The sequence below is a fragment of the uncultured Imperialibacter sp. genome (genome assembly GCF_963974565.1).
In the GTDB taxonomy this organism is placed as follows: domain Bacteria; phylum Bacteroidota; class Bacteroidia; order Cytophagales; family Cyclobacteriaceae; genus Imperialibacter; species Imperialibacter roseus.
In genome coordinates this window covers 21,755-38,835 of record NZ_CAXBCJ010000021.1, presented here as the reverse complement: position 1 = coordinate 38,835, position 17,081 = coordinate 21,755, and the positions used below count along the sequence as shown (strand labels likewise).

Genomic DNA, 17,081 nt, shown 5'->3' with positions numbered 1-17,081 from the left:
TTTGTGAAAACCATGTTGTTTTGGCAACATTCGATAATAGCTTTTTGAGCATCATCAAAGCTGAACTGAAATTTCCGAGTGATGATATTTGTGAATTCCTGAAGTACCTGCGTACTAATGATTGAGTTGAAGTTGGTGATCAAATTTCTTGAGGCCGTTTGTTTCTCTATTTCATTTTTAGAGTAAGCGTATATTAAAATATTGCTGTCTAGAAATATCTTATCGTTCATTGGCTTCATTACGGTCAAATCTGAAACCGGCAGTGTCAATGGAAATTGCTGAGAACGAAACTTTCTTGGGTATTGTCTTTTCTCTCTCTACTCCTTCATTTTTCCTGAAGGCAATTACTTCTACTTCTGTACCAACATAATCGGCTGGTACTTCGATTGAAACCTGCTGCTTTTTGGGGATTAAACTGGTTCTTACCATAGTTTTAGTTCATTTGCCTGCTTATCAAAGATAGCCAAAATACTCCAAATAGTGAGTTGCTGACCTAATCTTCCGATTAAAGAATCAACGACAAAGCTTCTTTTATCGTGCCCACCGGTCGCTGGCAGGCTCGGTTATAACAAACGTAAACCGTAGCCTTTTCATTCACCATCTTTTTGCCATTCAGCATGGGCAATGCGTCGGTTTCTGCTTCAGAAACTGCCACCACCTTGTTGGGTAGGTAGGTCAGTTGTAGCTCACTCGCAAGCTTGCCTGCACCAGGTCCTACTATGGCAATTTCCGCTGTGGGTTTGGCCAGCTGTCCGGCCATCATGGCCCAGTTGGTGAGGTAGTCGGGCTCCGTGAGTATCAACAACTTTAGTCTGGCGGTCATTTCCTCAGCAAGTGTAAGGTAGTCGTTGTTTTCAAAGTAAAGCCCCAGCTTGTGCAGGTTGTGCGCCATTATCGAATTGGTGGAGGGAATCACGTTGTCAAATACTTCCTTCTTTCGGGCAATCAGTTTTTCTCCCTTGCTTGAGGTGTAATAGAAAAGTCGTTCTTCGTTATCAAAGAACTCTTCCATCACTTTGCTGGACAGCAAATAGGCAAACTGAAGCCATTCCCGATCAAAGCTGGCTTCATACAGCTTGACGAGGCCGTCAACGGTAGCAGCATAGTCTTCCAGATAGCCATAAAGTTTGGCTTCACCATTTTTGTAGGTACGATGCAGTACGCCGCTGTGCCACGCTTTGCTTTTGATAAACGAAGCGCAATTGATAGCAAGCTTGCCAAATTTATCTTCTTTGAAAACAATCGCCGCATCTGCCAGCCCTTTGATCAAGAGCCCGTTCCATCCGGTGAGAATTTTATCGTCTAAACCAGGCCTTACCCGAGACGCTCTGACTTGCATGGCTCGCTCATTGAAGGCAGCCAGGGCTTGCTTAGCCTGAGCTATCGGCAATTGATGCCTGCCGCCCACCGTTTCGATGGCATCGGTAACAAACAAGATATTTCTGCCGTGCTCCCAGTTGCCATTCTCTGAGATATTGTAATAGTCTTTGATAAATTCCTTTTGATCTCCTGCTATTGCTTCAAACTCAGGTTGCGTCCAGGTGTAGAACTTTCCTTCCACCCCTTCGCTGTCGGCATCAAGGGCTGCATAAAAGCCGCCTTCTACGTGCAGCATTTCCCGCTCAAGCCATTCCACTGTTTGATACACCACCTCTTTGAATAGCGGATTTTCCGTCACCTGATAAGCTTCCGAAAACAAGCTGAGGAGCTGGGCGTTGTCGTACAGCATTTTCTCAAAGTGAGGAGCAAACCATTCGCCATCCACCGAGTAGCGAGCAAAGCCACCGCCGGCCTGATCGTAGATGCCCCCCTGAGCCATTTTGATGAGTGTGAAATGCACGTGATCAACCAGTTGCTGGCTGTTGGTAGCATGCCCATGACGCAGCAGGAACAGCCAAATGCTGGGCATGGGGAATTTAGGTGCTTTTTGCAGGCCTCCCCAAATGGTATCAAACTTTGGGAGCAGTCTGCCAGCTGCAGAACTTATTTCCGCAAGAGAAAAGCTGCTTTCCGGCGAAGAAAGGCTGAACTGTTCCAGCACACTACCACCAAGGTGGTTAGCGAACTTCTCAGCTGAGTCTTCCAGCTCCTGGCGTTGCTTGATAAATGCCTCAGCTATGTTTTCGAGTAGGCCAGCCCAGTTCTTCGCAGGGAAATAGGTGCCGCCGTAGAAGGGTTTTTGCTCCGGCGTAAGAAACACATTGAGGGGCCAGCCGCCGTTCAGCCCCATGGCTTGCACGGCGTCCATGTACACCTGGTCCACATCGGGCCGTTCCTCCCGGTCGACTTTGATGCACACATAGTGGTCGTTCATGAGCTGGGCGATGGCTTCGTTTTCAAACGACTCATGTTCCATCACGTGACACCAATGGCAGGCAGAGTAACCTATACTGAGAATAATAGGCTTGTCTTCCTTCAATGCCTTGTCCAGCGCTTCTTCTCCCCAGGGCTGCCAGTCGACGGGGTTGAAGGCGTGTTGTAGCAGGTAGGGGCTTGTTTCACTGATCAGCTTGTTGGGCTGCGGGCCTTTGGTCATAGAATTTCCTTTTTCAGGGCTTGTATCTCTTGTTCTAAATTCAATTGGCTACTCAATTGTTCCATTTCTTCCATCGTCTTTTTCAAAAAAGCCTGATGGTGTGCCGAAGCCGGGTGAAAAGGCTTGTGTTCAAGGTTTCTTTTCAACTTCTGCCACTTAAGAATCAGCTGCCTGGTGGGCTCATCCAAGTAAACCTCGGAGAACTTTTCCCAGATATAGTCGTGCGCTGTTTCGTTGGGGTGGATCATGTCCTTCTCGTAGAAGCGATAGTCCCGCAGGTCGTCCATCATGACCTCGTAGGAGGGAAAGTAGCTAACCTCAGGGAATGCGGTCATTTCAGCCACCGCCACCCGCAGGATGGACTTACTTTGGCTGTTGACTACAAGTGTGTCTTTGACATGCCGTACGGGGCTAACAGTGACTATCATTTGGATTCCGGAATTAACCTGAAAAAGCTGGTTCCGCACATTTTCGTAGGCTCTGATCACCTCTTTAACCGACAATATCCTTTTTGAAAATTGGCTGGCAGACACTTTGTGGCAATTGGCCACTATTTCTCCTGAGCGTTCGTATACTACGGCCGTGCCTAAAGTAACGATGAGCCATTTTGCATCAGCGAGGGTTTTGGTGGTTTTTTGCTCAAGCTGTTGCACCTCTGCCTGGAGTTCCTCTTTGGTTCCTTTCCCAAACTTTGAATGCAGGTCGAAGTGCTGGTAAATGCCCTGACTTTCAACGATTCCCTCATTTGTAAAACTGGTGTTGCTTGCAGCTTGTGAAAGCAGCTTGAAAATGGAGACAGGATTGTAGACTGTACCAAATGGATTGATGTCGACTGAAAACTTGTTTTCAGCCAGGCGATTGCCCATGACATCAGCAAAGCAGGAGCCCAGGGTTAATATGGGATCTCCATACTTAATGCTAGATTCATAAGGCGGAAGATTAATCTCGGTGCGAAACATTTCTCAATTTAGAAAATATAATTCCTGTATGCGATACAGGTACTGATAGACGGGCATGAGGCAGTCGATGACTAATTAAGTAGAGGTTGGTTTATTTTAATTAAAAGAGTAGTTAATTAAAATATCGGTTATTATCTTAAATAGTGCTAACCTATAATTAGCGGAAGGGATAGAAAAATGCAGAAATTCATAGCAGGTTCATACATTAAGCAAGGGACGTATAAAAGTTTTCAACCTGAGAAAATCAACAGACCGTGGAAAATTGAAAATATGGAATTGCTCAGTTTGCTCAGTCAGGCTGACAGACAGCTAGGTAGGCTTGATATGTATTCAGAGTACATACCCAACATCGACCTTTTTATCAGCATGCACGTTCTCAAAGAGGCTACCCAGTCTAGCAAAATAGAGGGAACCAAAACAAATATAGAGGAAGCTCTGCTGGAAAGAGACGATGTAGCCGAAGAAAAAAGAGATGACTGGGAGGAAGTACAAAACTATATTTCCGCTTTGAATGAGGCCATTCGAACACTGGAGGAGCTGCCGTTTTCGTCTCGATTGATCAAGCAAACTCACGAGACTTTGTTATCTGGGGTTAGAGGGAAATACAAGCAGCCTGGAAGATTTCGTAGTAGTCAAAATTGGATTGGAGGGGCAAGCATTATGGATGCGACATTTATTCCTCCTATCCATTCGACAATAGACGAATACATGAACGACTTGGAAAAATTCGCTCATAGCCAGGAAATCTATTTTCCCGAGTTGCTTAAGATCGCCCTGATACATTATCAGTTTGAAACTATTCACCCATTTCTCGATGGCAATGGAAGAGTGGGAAGGTTGATGATAACGCTGTACCTGGTAGAGAAGGGCATTTTAAAAAAGCCGATTTTGTACCTATCGGATTTTTTTGAACGTAACAGAACCCTGTATTACGACAATCTTATGAGGGTTAGAGATAAGAACGATATTGGGCAATGGTTTAAGTTCTTTCTTGTGGGGATAATTGAGACAGCAAAGAATAGCATACTAGCCTTCGATAATATTCTGAAGCTACAGAAGGATGTGGAAAATAGATTGAGACTATTAGGTAGTAGGTCTTCGAACGCTACTTCAATCGTTCAGCATTTGTACCAACATCCAATCGTTGATGCTCAAAAGGCAAAAGAGCTGACCGGGCTTTCTGCGCCAACCGTCTATAAGCTCCTTGATGAGCTTGAAAAGTATAAAATTATCCGGGAAGTTACCGGGGCTAAAAGAGGTAAAATCTTTTTCTTCCAGGAGTACATAGACATATTTAAGTAGTGGGAACCTACTTGATATGACAAGTTGGTGATAACAAAAAAAAGGCGCCTTGTGAGCGCCTTTCCTTTATGATTTTGTATTCGGATTATTCACCGACAACATTCACAGTGATCTCGTGCTTCACATTCTTGTGAAGATCAAGCAGTACTGTGTGTTCACCAACGTTCTTCACAGCTTCTTTGAAAGTGATTCTCTTACGATCCACTTCAAATCCTTTGTCTTTAAGAGCGTCAGAAATTTGAAGAGCTGTAACAGCACCAAATATTTTGCCGCTTTCGCCTGCTTTGGTGTTAATAGTTACTGTCAAATCGCCGATAGATGCTGCAAGCGCCTGAGCGTCCTGAATGATCTTTTCTGCTTTGTGAGCAGCCTGGCGGATGTTTTCTTCAATTTGCTTCTTATTGGAGTTATTGGCGATAATAGCCAATCCCTGAGGAATCAGGTAGTTACGTCCAAACCCTGGCTTTACAGAAACTGTGTCGTTTTTGTAGCCAACGCCTTTTACGTCTTCTTTTAGTATAATTTCCATGATCCTCGGTGGTTTACTTCAATGAATCAGTTACGTACGGTAGAATAGCAATGTGTCTTGCTCTTTTTACCGCCTGGGCTACCTTCTTCTGGAACTTAAGGCTCGTGCCTGTTAGTCTTCTTGGAAGAATTTTACCTTGTTCGTTTACAAATTTCAACAGGAAGTTAGCATCCTTGTAGTCGATGTATTTGATTCCGTTTTTCTTGAAACGGCAATACTTCTTAATTTTCTGGATGTCCCTGTTGATGGGTTCGTTCATCAGTGTCATGCTGCGACCTCCTTTTCTTTTTTGTTGAATTCGCCTTTCCTACGCTTGTTGTTGTACTCGACTGCGTCTTTGTTCAACGCAACGGTGAGGAAACGCATAACTTTTTCGTCACGGCGGAACTCGGTTTCAAGTGCTGCCACAACCCCAGGAGCTGCTTTAAATTCAAAATAGTGATAGAAACCTGTGGTTTTGTGCTGGATCGGATACGCCAGCTTTTTCAAGCCCCAATTTTCCTCATTGACCATGTCTGCGCCATTGTCGACGGCCACGGTTTTGAATTTGTCAACAGCATCCTTCATCTGAGTATCAGACAAAACGGGAGTTAAAATGAATACTGTCTCGTAATTGTTAAGCATTGTATAACTTATTGATTAAATGGGCTGCAAAGGTATGTAATTGATTCCTAATTGACAAGGCGCTGTCAGATAAGTTGATATACCCCTTGATTATGCGTTGGAATCCTCAGAATGAAGCGGAGATAGCTTGGATTATTTTACCGTAAAGGAGCCTGCGCCCATCAGGTAACCGTCGGTGTACACTTCCACTTTGTGAATGCCCAGCGCATATTCACTGCCCTTGTTGTAAAGAAAGGACAGTTTTTGGCGGGTATTGTCGAAAAGAATCTCTTGCTTGGCTGTGAAGTACATCTCACGGTTGTCGAACATAAAAGTACCTGATCCTCTCGTAACGTCGAAAAGCACGTTTCCATCAGGAGCCACTATGCGCACCAGCACATCCTTGCCGTCTACGGGTGCCACTTTGTTTTCAGCTATGTTGAACGTGACTTTGATCGATTCTATCTGACGATTTTTAAACTCGCCAATGGTTTCTTTACCCCTGCTATTGACAGCGGCTATTACCATGTTTTCCACCTTCAGTTGAGAGGCAAGGGCCACTTTTTCTTCAAGCTTGTTTTTGGACTGATTGAGGTCTCTTATGGAAGCTGTCAACTCATTTTTCTCTTCTTTCAGGCCTGTGTTCTCAGTTAAAAGCTTCTCATTGATGGCTCTTAGCTTGGTAATCTCTTCGTCTTGTGCAACCAGAAGTTCACGGTAACCTTCCACTCTGGCTTTTAGCTGCCCAATTTCTCTGTTGCTTCGGGTTCTTATGGCCTCTTTTTCTTTCTCCAGCTGCTCTTTCACTTTCAAAAGCGTGTCTATCTCACCACCCAGTTCGGTAATGGTTTGGATTCGTTTATCGAGTTCAGATGATACCGAATCAAGACTGAAATATGTTTCGGTCAGCTCCTCCTGCTTCGCCATATTGTCTGCCGTGAGCGATTTATTGGTGCTGTAGTCGATACCTATCTTCACTAAAGCCAACAACAAAAGGATAGCCAGGGCTATGACGATTGATTGCTGCTTTTTATTATTACTTCCTCCTTCACTCATGGTATTGGTCTATTACTGTGCACAATGTAAAAACAGCCGCAAAATTAGGGAACTAATGTCTTAAAACAATGTTAATTGCCGTCATTACAGCTAGTTTATGAATTTGGATGCCAATTTTTGGACAAAAAGATACCGGGATGGGTCAACTGGATGGGATGCCGGTGCGATTACCACACCTCTCAAGGCCTATTTTGATCAGCTCACTGACAAGCAAACCAGGATTCTGATCCCTGGAGCAGGAAATGGCTACGAAGCCGAATACCTTTTCAAAGTGGGCTTTCAAAACGTTTTTGTTATAGATTTAAGTCGTGAACCGCTCAACAACCTTCGTCAAAGAGTACCGGAGCTGCCCCAAGAGCAGCTGATAGAAGGGGATTTTTTCGACCATGAGGGCCAATACGACCTCATCGTTGAGCAGACTTTCTTTTGTGCAATCGATCCGTCGCTGAGGCAAAGTTATGCCGAGAAAGTGCATGCACTATTGAGGCCCGGAGGCAAACTCGTGGGCGTTTTGTTTGACGACCCGCTCAATAGCGACCGCCCACCTTTTGGGGGCAATGCAGCGGAGTACAGGGCCTATTTTGAGCCACTGTTTGATTTTAAGGTATTTGAGGCCTGTTACAATTCAATTCCACCAAGGGCTTGCAGGGAGCTATTTATCCATTTGACAAAAAAGGAAACCATTTCTTAGTCGTCAGTTTAGCACCACAGAATCTCTGTCTCTTTCCTCAAGTCAGGGTTGAAGAAAAGTATGCCCGCATGAAAAATATCAACCGACAGTGTCACCGATTCATGCTGGGTTAGCTGCCGCCACGCCCGCTCCATTCCCGCCGACCAGTGAATGTCTCCGACTACGACGATGCTTTGCTGGTGCAGGCTCCCCCGCAAAGTCTCAAAGAATGAAAGTGTGGCTTCTTCGCTGTGATGCGCATCTATGAAGACCAGATCCAGTTTTGGTGTGGTTTGAATAAAAGGCATGAGCGTTTCCTGTGCCCTACCTTCTATAAGCTTTATGTTTTGGCAGGCCAGCCGATCAAAAGTCTCTCTGGCCATGGAGGCAATGGCCGGGCTTCCTTCAATGGTGGTTAATTGTCCTGAAGAAGCCTTGTTTATATAGGCAGCCGAAATGCCCAGAGAAGTGCCAATTTCCAGGCAGTGTTCGGGTTGCTGAAATCTTGTCAGTTGGTATAAAAAGAAACAAAAGGCTTGGGAAGACAGGCTGTGTTTCGCTATGCTGCCTACTGTTCGTTGTAGCGAGCGACTGACGAGTGAGCCCGCACCGGGGTCTTGCAAGTCGATGAGTCTTTTGTCTCTTAGTAAAGCCCTTCGCAGCTTTTCAATAGGCTCGAAATGCGCAGATGGGCTTTTGGGCTTTAGTACCTCATTATAAAACTTGAAAAGAAAAGGGCCGTGCAAAGACTGCTCATCAACAGCATTGAGCCAGTAGGAAAAATATGCTTTGGCAGGATAAAGCCTTCTGGAAAGCGACAAGAATCAATTGAGTTTATAAGGCACCACCATGGTGAACTCGGGAATCTTCACCTGGAATTTTTTACCGTCGAGTACTTTTTCCATGAGGTAGGAGCCCAGCATTTTGCCAACGCCCGACCGGAGGTTGCAGCCGCTTACGTATTGATGGGTTTCGCCGGGTTCCAGAATTGGCTGCTGGCCCACCACGCCTTCGCCTTCCACTTCCCTCACTTGCGTGTTGAGGTCGTGGATGTACCAGTGGCGGCGCAAGAGCTGTATGGTATTGTCTCCGCAGTTCTCAATGGTAATCTTGTAAGTAAACACAAAGTGCATCTGCTTCGGATTGGAGTATTCCGGCTGATATTCTGTGATGACGCTCACTTTTACCCCTTCTGTAATTTCAGTTACCATGAAATTGTAAGACTTAAATGCGGATGCCTATATTAGGGTTGGTTGTTGCCAGGAGGCTATTAAGATACAAAGAAAATCAAAAAAATGATTCATGGATGTAAAAATTGAAGAAAGCTGGAAGAAGAAATTGTTACCTGAATTTGACAAAAGCTATTTCGTCGACCTTACTTCTTTCGTAAAAGATGAATACTCAAAGCATATTGTTTACCCTCCAGGCAAAGAAATTTTCAGTGCATTTGCCCACTGTCCCTTTGATCAGGTAAAGGCGGTGATCATTGGCCAGGATCCCTATCATGGCGCAAATCAGGCCAATGGCTTGTGTTTTTCGGTAAAGGACGGTATTAAAATGCCACCGTCGCTGGTTAATATATTCAAAGAGTTGGCAGACGACCTTGGTAAAGATATTCCGCCCTCCGGGAATCTGGAGCGTTGGGCCGATCAGGGTGTGTTGCTGCTCAATGCGACGCTAACCGTGAGAGCGAGCAGCCCGGGATCGCATCAGAACCGAGGGTGGGAAACTTTTACTGACGAAGTGATAAAGACGGTTTCGGCTGAAAAGGAAAATGTGGTTTTCATTTTGTGGGGAGCTTATGCCCAGCGAAAGGGGGCCATTATTGATAAGTCGAAGCATTATGTGATAGAATCACCGCATCCGTCACCGTTTTCTGCACACAGTGGCTTTTTTGGGAGTAAGCCGTTTAGTAAAACGAATGAGTACCTGAAATCGAAGGGGTTAAGGGAGATTGATTGGTGATTAATAGAAATAAAAATTTTATAAATTGACGTCACCAAACTAATACCTACAGAATGAAACTACCTACCAAACTCAATCAGTACCTTGTGTTTTGCGCAGTTGTGTGCGTTGGCGCCTGTGATCAAAAAACTACTTCCAATTCCTCCGAAACCGAAGCTGAAACGGATACAGACAGCCTGGGGGCCATTTCACAGCCGCTTGTCACTGACCTTTACACGGCCGATCCATCGGCGCACGTTTTCAACGGAAAAATCTATATCTATCCTTCGCACGATTTTGACGCTGGTATTCCTGCCAACGATAACGGCGACCATTTTGGCATGGTGGATTATCATGTTTATTCGATGGACAAAATTGGAGGGCCAGTAACAGATCACGGTATAGCGCTCCATATCGACAATGTGCCTTGGGCAGGCCGACAAATGTGGGCGCCGGATGCTGCTCTCAAGGATGGGAAGTACTTTTTTTACTTTCCTGCCAAGGACAAAGAAGACGTGTTTAGAATAGGTGTGGCAGTTGCCGCTACACCCAATGGGCCATTTACACCAATGGATCAGCCTATTGAAGGCAGCTACAGTATCGACCCGGCAGTATTTACCGATGCCGATGGAAGCTCCTATATGTATTTCGGTGGTATCTGGGGTGGGCAATTGCAGCGCTGGGAGACGGGCGAATACGTGTCCTACGACTCATTTCCCGCCGGCGACCAGCCAGCCATCAGGCCCAGGGTGGCTAAAATGAATGATGATATGTTGGGCTTTGCTGAAGACGTGAGACAGGTGGATATTCTGGATGAAAATGGAGCTCCATTGCTTGCGGCGGACAACAATCGCAGGTTTTTTGAAGCGGCCTGGGTGCACAAATACAATGGCAAATATTACTTCTCTTATTCTACTGGTGATACCCATTTTATTTGCTACGCCACTGGCGATAATCCTTACGGGCCTTTTACCTATCAGGGCGTTGTGCTTAATCCTGTAATTGGCTGGACCAACCACCATTCGATTGTGGAGGTTGATGGTAAATGGTATCTGTTTTACCATGATAGCACCCTTTCTGGCGGGCAAACCCATTTAAGAAACATCAAAGTCACTGAACTTACCCACCGGCCCGATGGAAGCATCGTTACCATTGATCCTTATACAAAAAAATAAAATCAGCTAATGGAAGTAAAGATACCCACCGACAGACCTACGTGGGAAGGAGAAATCGCTACCTACTGGTTTGAAGGAGAGATACTTATTTCGCTTTCCAAAAGCATCAAACGTACCGTCGAGCTTATAGCCGGCAATGTGGAGTTGGTAAAAGACATTGCTCATAGCAAACCAGTTCCGCTACTAATTTATCTCAAAAACTCTCCCGTGCCTGACAAGGAAACCCAGAAGTTTTCCAGAGAAATGCTGCCAGACATCTACACCGCCATGGCCATGGTGTCGAAGCCGGGTCTGTCGAGGTTCATTATGAACCTGCTGTTCAGCATGAGCAAACCGCCCATTCCGATGAAAAGCTTTACGGATGCGGAAAAGGCAAAAAAGTGGTTGAAAAAGGTGGGCTGACCATATGACCGATATGCAAATGCTCTCCTCCTGATGTAGTGATGCCTTGAGGATAATTATAGGGAATTTATAAATTTGGAAATGGGCCAGGATCAATCACTTGCAGCGCTACTAGAGCAAGCCATTGAAAAAGTACTGAGCGGATCAAGCGATGTTCAAATCTCCCTTACAGGGAACGATCAGGAGGATGCCATTATTTCCAGTGTAAATAAGCTTTTTCAAGTCTTCGACCAACAAAAAAAGTCTCTCGCTGAGGGGAGTATTTTCAAGGAACTTTTCGAAAGGTCAGGCGACGCTATCTCTATTATTGAAAATGGCGTTTTCATTGATTCCAATTTTTCGGCGATGCGTCAGTTTCAGTACACCACAAAGTCGGAAATTTTGAAGGTGCATCCTTCCGCCTTGTCGCCTGAGGAACAGCCCGATGGAAGAAGTAGTCGGGAGAAAGCCGACGATATCATGAATACGGCACTTGCACAGGGATCTATTCGCTTCGAGTGGTGGCACAAACTCAGAAATGGGACACTATTTCCGGCAGAAATCGTCCTCACCACATTAGTGAACGAACCTGGGCGTAAGGTGTTCCACTCCGTGATGCGTGATATTACTGAGCAAAAGAGAAATCAGAGAGAGCTGGAAAACGCCAATGTGGAGATTAGCCGACTACACAAGGAGATTGAGCTCATTTTGCAGTCGACAGGCGAAGGGATTTATCGACTTGACGACCGGGGAAAGATCACGTTTATGAATAAGGCCGGGTTGACATTGGTAGGCAGAGCGCTGTCCGAGGTGGTAGGGCATTCTCCACATGACCTGATTCATTCGTCCACTCAAAGTGAGCACGACGAACAAAAAAGCTGCCCTTTGTGCAATACAGTGACTTCGGGTGAAGCACATCTCACTGATGATGGCGTTTTTTGGCGGAAAGACGGCACAAGCTTTCCGGTGGAGTACATTAGTGTTCCTATCAAATCGGACGGGGGAGTATTGCGGGGGGCAGTGGTTTCATTCCTCGATATCACCGAAAGAAAAAAAGCGGAAGCAGAATTGAAGCATTCTAACGAGCGGCTGAAGCAAGCTGTGGAAGAAATTCAGCGCTTAAAAATGCAGCTGGAACAGGAGAATGACTATCTACAGGAGGAGATCAAGTTGGATCATAACTTCGAGGAGATCATTAGCAAAAGTAAAGTTTTTAGAAAGGTGCTGAAGGACATTGAGCATGTAGCACTTACTGACGCCACGGTGTTGATTGAGGGAGAATCGGGCACTGGCAAGGAGTTAATAGCCAGGGCCGTACATAATTTGAGTGACCGAAAGGGTAGAGCGTTAGTTAAAGTGAATTGCGCAGTACTCCCGGCAAACCTCATAGAAAGTGAATTGTTTGGTCACGTAAAGGGGGCTTTTACAGGGGCCTATAGCGACAAAACCGGACGATTCGAACTGGCTGACAAAGGCACTATTTTTTTAGATGAAATAGGCGAGATGCCCATGGAACTTCAGGCCAAATTGCTTCGGGTGTTGCAGGAAGGAGAATTTGACAGGCTTGGCTCTAACCGAACCTTGAAGGTTGACGTTCGGGTGATTGCCGCCACCAACGTGAAGCTGAAAGAAGCGGTAAAAGATGGGAAGTTCCGGGAAGATTTGTACTACCGCCTGAATGTGTTTCCAATGAGAATTCCGCCGCTGAGGGAAAGAAAGGAAGACATTGGCATATTGGCACAGCACTTCCTTATGAAGTACAACCTCAAGTTCAACAGGCACATCGAAAGCATTTCCCGGCATGTGTTGACCCTACTTACTAATTACAACTGGCCTGGCAACGTACGGGAGCTGGAAAATGTGATAGAAAGGGCCGTTATCACCTCGAGAGGAAAAAGCCTTGAGATAACCGAAAGCCTCCAAATGGCGGAGACCGACAATCAAAATGAAGGTATTGTCACCCTGACGGAAATAGAGAAGAGTTACATAACTAAGGTGCTTAACAAAACCAATTGGCGTGTCGGTGGCGACAATGGAGCAGCCTCGCTCCTTGGCTTGAAAAGAACTACCCTTGTGGAGAAGATGAAAAAGCTCGGCATCGAAAGGTAAGTGTCAATATTTTGACATTACGCCAAAATATTGACTTTTCAATCTTACTCACTTCCTTAGAATTCACTATCAAATAACTAATAATCAATTAGTTGCATACTTTGGCACCATACTTGGTATCGGATTTGAAAAACAAACGATACTGAATTGTCAAAATGAAAATTCAAACATTACAATTTCCTTTTACACTTGAGACAGTCGAGGCTGTCAACCAGCAATTAGCCAACGCATGGAATTCCAATAACCCGGAAAGTCTGGTGCCGCTATTCTCTCCGGAGTCAAGGTGGCAATGTGGTGAGCATACTTTCGCTGGCCGGGATGCCATCAAAAGCTTTTTGATCCAGAAGTGGTCAATGCAGCACCACTACCGCCATGTGGCTGAGCTGTGGGCCTTCCACGAAAACAGGATTTCGAACAGGGTGGCCTACGAATGGCAAAGCGCTGAAGATGGACAATGGTTCAGGGCAACTGGTGTCGAGAATCTGGAATTTGAAGTCAACGGCCTGGTGACCTCCAGGTACGAATACATCTTTGATACTAAAATTCTGGAGGCACACAGGTGGTTCAAGTGACAAAAACGGATGCAGGGGCTTTTCTTAAGGTAGCTTAAGATAAATGGCTCCGGCAAGTGTCACCTTTGAATAGCCAAGGCGGCGAAAGTGATAACTATTTAAACAGCTGGAATGAAGTAAAGAGCGCTTTTACAAAGATTTTGAAGGCTCTGTTACGTCATAACTTATATGTTTTCGTCATAGTTTTTGGCCAGATCGCCAAACTTTATGGCTTTTGCTTCATACGTGTTGAGTGTGCCTCCGCCGACCGCCAGACCTTTGTAACGGTAACAAGAAATTCATTCCGCTGACACTGGCGGGAACTTTAGAAAAGAGAATTATCAGTAAAAACGAAAACCAAAAACCACAATCAAAATGAAAAGGATTATTCTAACATCAATCTGTGTGCTGGGCTTGTTTGCCGCTAAAGGACAAAGCGCAGCCCCCATCAGAAAAGGCTTCAGCATCGGCGGGTCATTTGGCGTCGGTGTACTACACTTTACGAAAGGAGCTGGTGACGCCGAAACCGGTGGAGATATCTCTTTGCCTAATCTGAAAATAGGCTGGCTGTTTAACGACAGGCTCGGAGTGTACCTGAACGCACCAGGCCAGATGTATCAGCAGAACAGTCGTGACAGAAGTTTTGAAGGGCTGATTCCGGCGGTGCAGTACTGGCCAGCCAACAAATGGTGGATAAGTGGAGGTATGGGGTTGGCCATGGATATGCCCGCTTTTTATGATGTAGTAGACATCGGGAAGGAAGAGTTCAACTTCGGCAAAGGAGTGTTGATCAGCACGGGTTATGAAGTGCTCCAAAGAAGAAAGTGGACCATCGACCTGCAAGGTCGGTTGCTCATGAGCAGTGTGAATTTAGAGGAAGGAAAGCGTGAAGGCACCAGTCTGACGCTTGCTTTAGGTTTCAATTTCTTTTAGGAGTGAAGCGGGCAGACCAAACCGTACGAGAAAGGTCACTTGTTAAGGGCAGGCTGTCGGCTCCAATTTTACCGCTAACATTTTGTAGCTATGACACTTAAGACTACCACACTCAGAGGCGTGATCAGGCTTCAGATCATGGTCAACCAGTTGATACGGCCGTTACCCATCCAATCTGCCGTGATCAACAGCTTGATACTGATACTCAGATTGGTACTGGCTGCCGTTGTTTGCACTGATTGGGGAAGAGCGTTGCTTGGTTTATCGCTGCGAACGGAGCTGGATCCAGACCAGTGGAAGGCCCTGGGCATGACTGATACATGGCAAATGGCATGGATCAATCACCTTGAGGTTGTATTCCGTTGGCTTGAGGGGGGCATCATCGCAGTGGGCCTCAATACCCGCTTCATGGTGCTTGCTGTTGTTTGCACGATGGTGTATCAATCATTCTGGGCGTCACCCGATGCTAATCTGGTGGTGCAATTCGTAATTACAGCCCTGGTGCTAATTCTCCTTGTGCTTGGATCGGGCCGCTATGGGCTGGATCAACTCATTGTGATCAATGGTCGCAAAACCAAACAGCACTGGTGGGCGACTGCCTTCAAAAAACTAGCGGGAACAAGGGCTGTTAAATCCGAAATGCGATGAAAAAGCTTCTTTTGATCATACTCGGAGTGTTGATTGCCATTGTTACGCTTTTATTTAGTAGCCCTTCCAATGAGCAGCCCGGAGGCACTGAAAAGGGTGGCGGGGAATCGATCACGCAATCTACAGATGGCGGCTCCCAAAGGTTCGACCTTTTGGCAGACGTTGATAACTTTCCTTCAGAAAGTTTAAGACAAGTATGTTACACGTTTACAAAATTTTAATAGCTGGAATATGAAGTTTTTGAAAATAGCCTGCATGGTTGTATTGTCTTTAATCACTATTTGTGCGCTAAGTGTTCTGGTTATTTTGAGAATAGACAAGCGCAGTGCCAGCTATCTGAGCATAGCCGACAGTGAACAACTCAAGGCAAACTCTTACTTGATCACCAACATCAATCTGGTACCGATGACTTCGGATACTGTTTTGATGAACCAGTCTGTGCTGGTAAGGAACGGGCGTATTGAACAAATTGGCCATAATATTTCGGCAGAGGGCATCACGGTAGTCGATGGACAGGAACAGTACTTGAGCCCGGGCTTGATCGACATGCATGTACATGTTTGGGACAGGCAGGAGCTGGGGCTTTATCTCGCTAACGGCGTGACGACAGTAAGAAACATGTGGGGCATACCTTTCCATTTAAGACTTAAGCAGGAAATAGCTGACGGCGAATTGCTGGCTCCCGCATTTTCAACAAGCACCCCCAAGCTCACAGGGCCAAACGATGAAGGCGTAGACAAAGTACAGATTCAATCTCCTGAGGAGGCAAAAAACCTCATAGCCCAATACAAGGCTGATGGATACGATTTCATAAAAACTTATGCAGGCATGACGGAGGAAATCTTTGATGCCGTTCTTGAGCAGGCCAAAGAAGAGCAAATGACCATTGCGGCGCATCCCAGCTTTGAGGTCGTCTATAGCTATCATTTCAAACCGGCATTTGAGAGTGTTGAACATACCGAGGAGATTGTGCAAACAGCACTGAAATTTGACATAGATAGTGTAAAGTTGAAGCAGGTGGTGGACTTGTATGTGCAGCACGGCATGGCGCACACGCCGACGCTGAGCATTTTCCAAAACATTATTGATATCATCGAACAGGGAGAAGGCATGCTCAAGGGTCAGGAGGTCAGCTACATGAACCCTGCTTTTGTGGCCCTCGGCTCTATGGATGATTACAATAGATGGACGAGTGAACAACTTTACAATCCGGAAACTTTGGAAAGACTAAGCAACCAGCATGAACTGCATCAGGATATAGTGAAGATGATGCACGAAGCAGGAGTTACTCTTCTTTGCGGTACCGATGCGGGTATCATGTTTGCAGTGCCTGGTTTTTCCCTACACGAGGAGTTGTTCTATTTTCAGCAAGCCGGGCTTACGCCTTATGAGGCATTAAAAACAGCAACAGTTAATCCTGCGAAGGCGTCGCAAAGGTATGCTGATGCCGGCACCATCGAGGTGGGACAATGGGCCGACCTTGTCCTCTCAAAGAGCAATCCGCTTGATGACCTGAGCACCCTGCACCAGCCAGTGGCAGTCTGGGCTCAGGGGCGGCTGATTGATGAGGAGTTGCTGCAACAGTTCAAGGAAAAGGCCAGAAATCGGAAAACCGGAGCTGCCACTTTACTTCGAATCGCCGAAAGCCTGCTGTGAAACACACTAATGAAGCGGAATAAACCTGA

The 17,081-nt window shown here is 45.9% G+C and carries 20 protein-coding genes; 11 read left to right on the top strand and 9 right to left on the bottom strand.

Translation table 11 applies throughout. The annotated features are described in order from the left end of the window. Nucleotides 1-219 precede the first annotated feature (219 nt). The 3 genes from AAC052_RS22855 to AAC052_RS22845 all read right to left on the bottom strand — a co-directional run bounded on the left by AAC052_RS22855 (nucleotide 220) and on the right by AAC052_RS22845 (nucleotide 3,495). On the bottom strand, nucleotides 220-429 hold the full coding sequence (locus AAC052_RS22855) for a hypothetical protein (protein WP_317489994.1): 210 nt from the start codon (nucleotides 427-429) through the stop codon (nucleotides 220-222). A 76-nt stretch (nucleotides 430-505) separates the two neighbouring features. Beyond that, on the bottom strand, nucleotides 506-2,536 hold the full coding sequence (locus AAC052_RS22850; protein WP_339815616.1) for a thioredoxin domain-containing protein: 2,031 nt from the start codon (nucleotides 2,534-2,536) through the stop codon (nucleotides 506-508). Then, the gene (locus AAC052_RS22845) at nucleotides 2,533-3,495 is read right to left on the bottom strand and encodes a GSCFA domain-containing protein (protein ID WP_339815615.1); all 963 of its coding nucleotides are present in this window, start codon (nucleotides 3,493-3,495) and stop codon (nucleotides 2,533-2,535) included. The genes AAC052_RS22850 and AAC052_RS22845 overlap by 4 nt, the downstream gene beginning before the upstream one ends. Before the next feature lie 270 nt (nucleotides 3,496-3,765). Here AAC052_RS22845 and AAC052_RS22840 point away from each other — a divergent pair, with 270 nt between their 5' ends. Continuing rightward, the gene (locus tag AAC052_RS22840; RefSeq protein ID WP_339815614.1) at nucleotides 3,766-4,797 is read left to right on the top strand and encodes a Fic family protein; all 1,032 of its coding nucleotides are present in this window, start codon (nucleotides 3,766-3,768) and stop codon (nucleotides 4,795-4,797) included. A gap of 85 nt (nucleotides 4,798-4,882) precedes the next feature. Here the strand turns inward: AAC052_RS22840 and rplI are convergent, their stop codons facing one another. The 4 genes from rplI to AAC052_RS22820 all read right to left on the bottom strand — a co-directional run bounded on the left by rplI (nucleotide 4,883) and on the right by AAC052_RS22820 (nucleotide 6,985). After that, a complete protein-coding gene (gene rplI / locus AAC052_RS22835) occupies nucleotides 4,883-5,326 on the bottom strand; it encodes a 50S ribosomal protein L9 (protein WP_317489998.1) in 444 nt (147 codons plus the stop codon). 13 nt (nucleotides 5,327-5,339) lie between these two features. Beyond that, the gene (gene rpsR, locus AAC052_RS22830; RefSeq protein WP_151997139.1) at nucleotides 5,340-5,594 is read right to left on the bottom strand and encodes a 30S ribosomal protein S18; all 255 of its coding nucleotides are present in this window, start codon (nucleotides 5,592-5,594) and stop codon (nucleotides 5,340-5,342) included. Continuing rightward, nucleotides 5,591-5,950 carry a 30S ribosomal protein S6 gene (gene rpsF / locus AAC052_RS22825; protein ID WP_339815613.1) on the bottom strand — a complete coding sequence of 120 codons (360 nt, stop codon included), beginning with the start codon at nucleotides 5,948-5,950 and terminating at the stop codon, nucleotides 5,591-5,593. Before rpsF ends, rpsR begins: the two co-directional genes overlap by 4 nt. Before the next feature lie 132 nt (nucleotides 5,951-6,082). Continuing rightward, a complete protein-coding gene (locus AAC052_RS22820) occupies nucleotides 6,083-6,985 on the bottom strand; it encodes a chromosome segregation protein SMC (RefSeq protein ID WP_317490000.1) in 903 nt (300 codons plus the stop codon). Nucleotides 6,986-7,082: 97 nt separating this feature from the next. On the opposite strand from AAC052_RS22820, the gene AAC052_RS22815 reads away from it, so the two are divergent. Next, entirely contained in the window at nucleotides 7,083-7,676 is a 594-nt protein-coding gene (locus AAC052_RS22815; protein WP_339815611.1) for a methyltransferase, read from the top strand. Nucleotides 7,677-7,684: 8 nt separating this feature from the next. Here AAC052_RS22815 and AAC052_RS22810 read toward each other — a convergent pair whose 3' ends face one another. Both AAC052_RS22810 and apaG read right to left on the bottom strand, forming a co-directional pair. After that, complete coding sequence (locus tag AAC052_RS22810; RefSeq protein ID WP_339815610.1) at nucleotides 7,685-8,476, bottom strand: class I SAM-dependent methyltransferase; 792 nt, start codon at nucleotides 8,474-8,476, stop codon at nucleotides 7,685-7,687. Nucleotides 8,477-8,479: 3 nt separating this feature from the next. Then, the gene (apaG, locus tag AAC052_RS22805; protein WP_151997133.1) at nucleotides 8,480-8,866 is read right to left on the bottom strand and encodes a Co2+/Mg2+ efflux protein ApaG; all 387 of its coding nucleotides are present in this window, start codon (nucleotides 8,864-8,866) and stop codon (nucleotides 8,480-8,482) included. Between the two features lie 91 nt (nucleotides 8,867-8,957). Between apaG and ung the strand changes: the two genes are divergently transcribed. From ung to AAC052_RS22760, 9 genes are all read left to right on the top strand, one after another. Beyond that, the gene (gene ung, locus AAC052_RS22800) at nucleotides 8,958-9,620 is read left to right on the top strand and encodes a uracil-DNA glycosylase (RefSeq protein ID WP_339815608.1); all 663 of its coding nucleotides are present in this window, start codon (nucleotides 8,958-8,960) and stop codon (nucleotides 9,618-9,620) included. Nucleotides 9,621-9,673: 53 nt separating this feature from the next. Further along, entirely contained in the window at nucleotides 9,674-10,774 is a 1,101-nt protein-coding gene (locus AAC052_RS22795) for a glycoside hydrolase family 43 protein (protein ID WP_339815607.1), read from the top strand. A gap of 9 nt (nucleotides 10,775-10,783) precedes the next feature. Then, nucleotides 10,784-11,176: an STAS/SEC14 domain-containing protein gene (locus AAC052_RS22790; protein ID WP_339815606.1), complete on the top strand. Its 393-nt coding sequence runs from the start codon at nucleotides 10,784-10,786 to the stop codon at nucleotides 11,174-11,176. 81 nt (nucleotides 11,177-11,257) lie between these two features. After that, nucleotides 11,258-13,264, top strand: a complete 2,007-nt coding sequence (locus tag AAC052_RS22785; RefSeq protein ID WP_339815605.1) for a sigma 54-interacting transcriptional regulator — start codon at nucleotides 11,258-11,260, stop codon at nucleotides 13,262-13,264. 155 nt (nucleotides 13,265-13,419) lie between these two features. After that, nucleotides 13,420-13,836 (top strand): DUF1348 family protein, encoded by a 417-nt coding sequence (locus AAC052_RS22780; protein ID WP_339815604.1) that lies wholly within the window; start codon nucleotides 13,420-13,422, stop codon nucleotides 13,834-13,836. 354 nt (nucleotides 13,837-14,190) lie between these two features. Continuing rightward, complete coding sequence (locus tag AAC052_RS22775) at nucleotides 14,191-14,748, top strand: hypothetical protein (RefSeq protein WP_339815602.1); 558 nt, start codon at nucleotides 14,191-14,193, stop codon at nucleotides 14,746-14,748. Between the two features lie 90 nt (nucleotides 14,749-14,838). After that, entirely contained in the window at nucleotides 14,839-15,396 is a 558-nt protein-coding gene (locus AAC052_RS22770; protein ID WP_339815601.1) for a hypothetical protein, read from the top strand. Continuing rightward, nucleotides 15,393-15,617: a hypothetical protein gene (locus AAC052_RS22765; RefSeq protein ID WP_339815600.1), complete on the top strand. Its 225-nt coding sequence runs from the start codon at nucleotides 15,393-15,395 to the stop codon at nucleotides 15,615-15,617. The genes AAC052_RS22770 and AAC052_RS22765 overlap by 4 nt, the downstream gene beginning before the upstream one ends. A 10-nt stretch (nucleotides 15,618-15,627) precedes the next feature. Further along, nucleotides 15,628-17,052 carry an amidohydrolase family protein gene (locus tag AAC052_RS22760; protein ID WP_339815599.1) on the top strand — a complete coding sequence of 475 codons (1,425 nt, stop codon included), beginning with the start codon at nucleotides 15,628-15,630 and terminating at the stop codon, nucleotides 17,050-17,052. Nucleotides 17,053-17,081: the final 29 nt, after the last annotated feature.

Excerpts from the sequence above, each read along its gene's own strand:
- AAC052_RS22765 (WP_339815600.1), top strand. The coding sequence starts at position 15,393 with ATGAAAAAGCTTCTTTTGATCATACTCGGAGTGTTGATTGCCATTGTT.
- AAC052_RS22795 (WP_339815607.1), top strand. The coding sequence starts at position 9,674 with ATGAAACTACCTACCAAACTCAATCAGTACCTTGTGTTTTGCGCAGTT.
- ung (WP_339815608.1), top strand. The coding sequence starts at position 8,958 with ATGGATGTAAAAATTGAAGAAAGCTGGAAGAAGAAATTGTTACCTGAA.
- apaG (WP_151997133.1), bottom strand. The coding sequence starts at position 8,866 with ATGGTAACTGAAATTACAGAAGGGGTAAAAGTGAGCGTCATCACAGAA.
- AAC052_RS22790 (WP_339815606.1), top strand. The coding sequence starts at position 10,784 with ATGGAAGTAAAGATACCCACCGACAGACCTACGTGGGAAGGAGAAATC.
- AAC052_RS22840 (WP_339815614.1), top strand. The coding sequence starts at position 3,766 with ATGGAATTGCTCAGTTTGCTCAGTCAGGCTGACAGACAGCTAGGTAGG.
- AAC052_RS22820 (WP_317490000.1), bottom strand. The coding sequence starts at position 6,985 with ATGAGTGAAGGAGGAAGTAATAATAAAAAGCAGCAATCAATCGTCATA.
- AAC052_RS22850 (WP_339815616.1), bottom strand. The coding sequence starts at position 2,536 with ATGACCAAAGGCCCGCAGCCCAACAAGCTGATCAGTGAAACAAGCCCC.
- AAC052_RS22815 (WP_339815611.1), top strand. The coding sequence starts at position 7,083 with ATGAATTTGGATGCCAATTTTTGGACAAAAAGATACCGGGATGGGTCA.
- rpsR (WP_151997139.1), bottom strand. The coding sequence starts at position 5,594 with ATGACACTGATGAACGAACCCATCAACAGGGACATCCAGAAAATTAAG.
- AAC052_RS22760 (WP_339815599.1), top strand. The coding sequence starts at position 15,628 with ATGAAGTTTTTGAAAATAGCCTGCATGGTTGTATTGTCTTTAATCACT.
- rpsF (WP_339815613.1), bottom strand. The coding sequence starts at position 5,950 with ATGCTTAACAATTACGAGACAGTATTCATTTTAACTCCCGTTTTGTCT.
- rplI (WP_317489998.1), bottom strand. The coding sequence starts at position 5,326 with ATGGAAATTATACTAAAAGAAGACGTAAAAGGCGTTGGCTACAAAAAC.
- AAC052_RS22770 (WP_339815601.1), top strand. The coding sequence starts at position 14,839 with ATGACACTTAAGACTACCACACTCAGAGGCGTGATCAGGCTTCAGATC.
- AAC052_RS22780 (WP_339815604.1), top strand. The coding sequence starts at position 13,420 with ATGAAAATTCAAACATTACAATTTCCTTTTACACTTGAGACAGTCGAG.
- AAC052_RS22785 (WP_339815605.1), top strand. The coding sequence starts at position 11,258 with ATGGGCCAGGATCAATCACTTGCAGCGCTACTAGAGCAAGCCATTGAA.
- AAC052_RS22855 (WP_317489994.1), bottom strand. The coding sequence starts at position 429 with ATGGTAAGAACCAGTTTAATCCCCAAAAAGCAGCAGGTTTCAATCGAA.
- AAC052_RS22845 (WP_339815615.1), bottom strand. The coding sequence starts at position 3,495 with ATGTTTCGCACCGAGATTAATCTTCCGCCTTATGAATCTAGCATTAAG.
- AAC052_RS22775 (WP_339815602.1), top strand. The coding sequence starts at position 14,191 with ATGAAAAGGATTATTCTAACATCAATCTGTGTGCTGGGCTTGTTTGCC.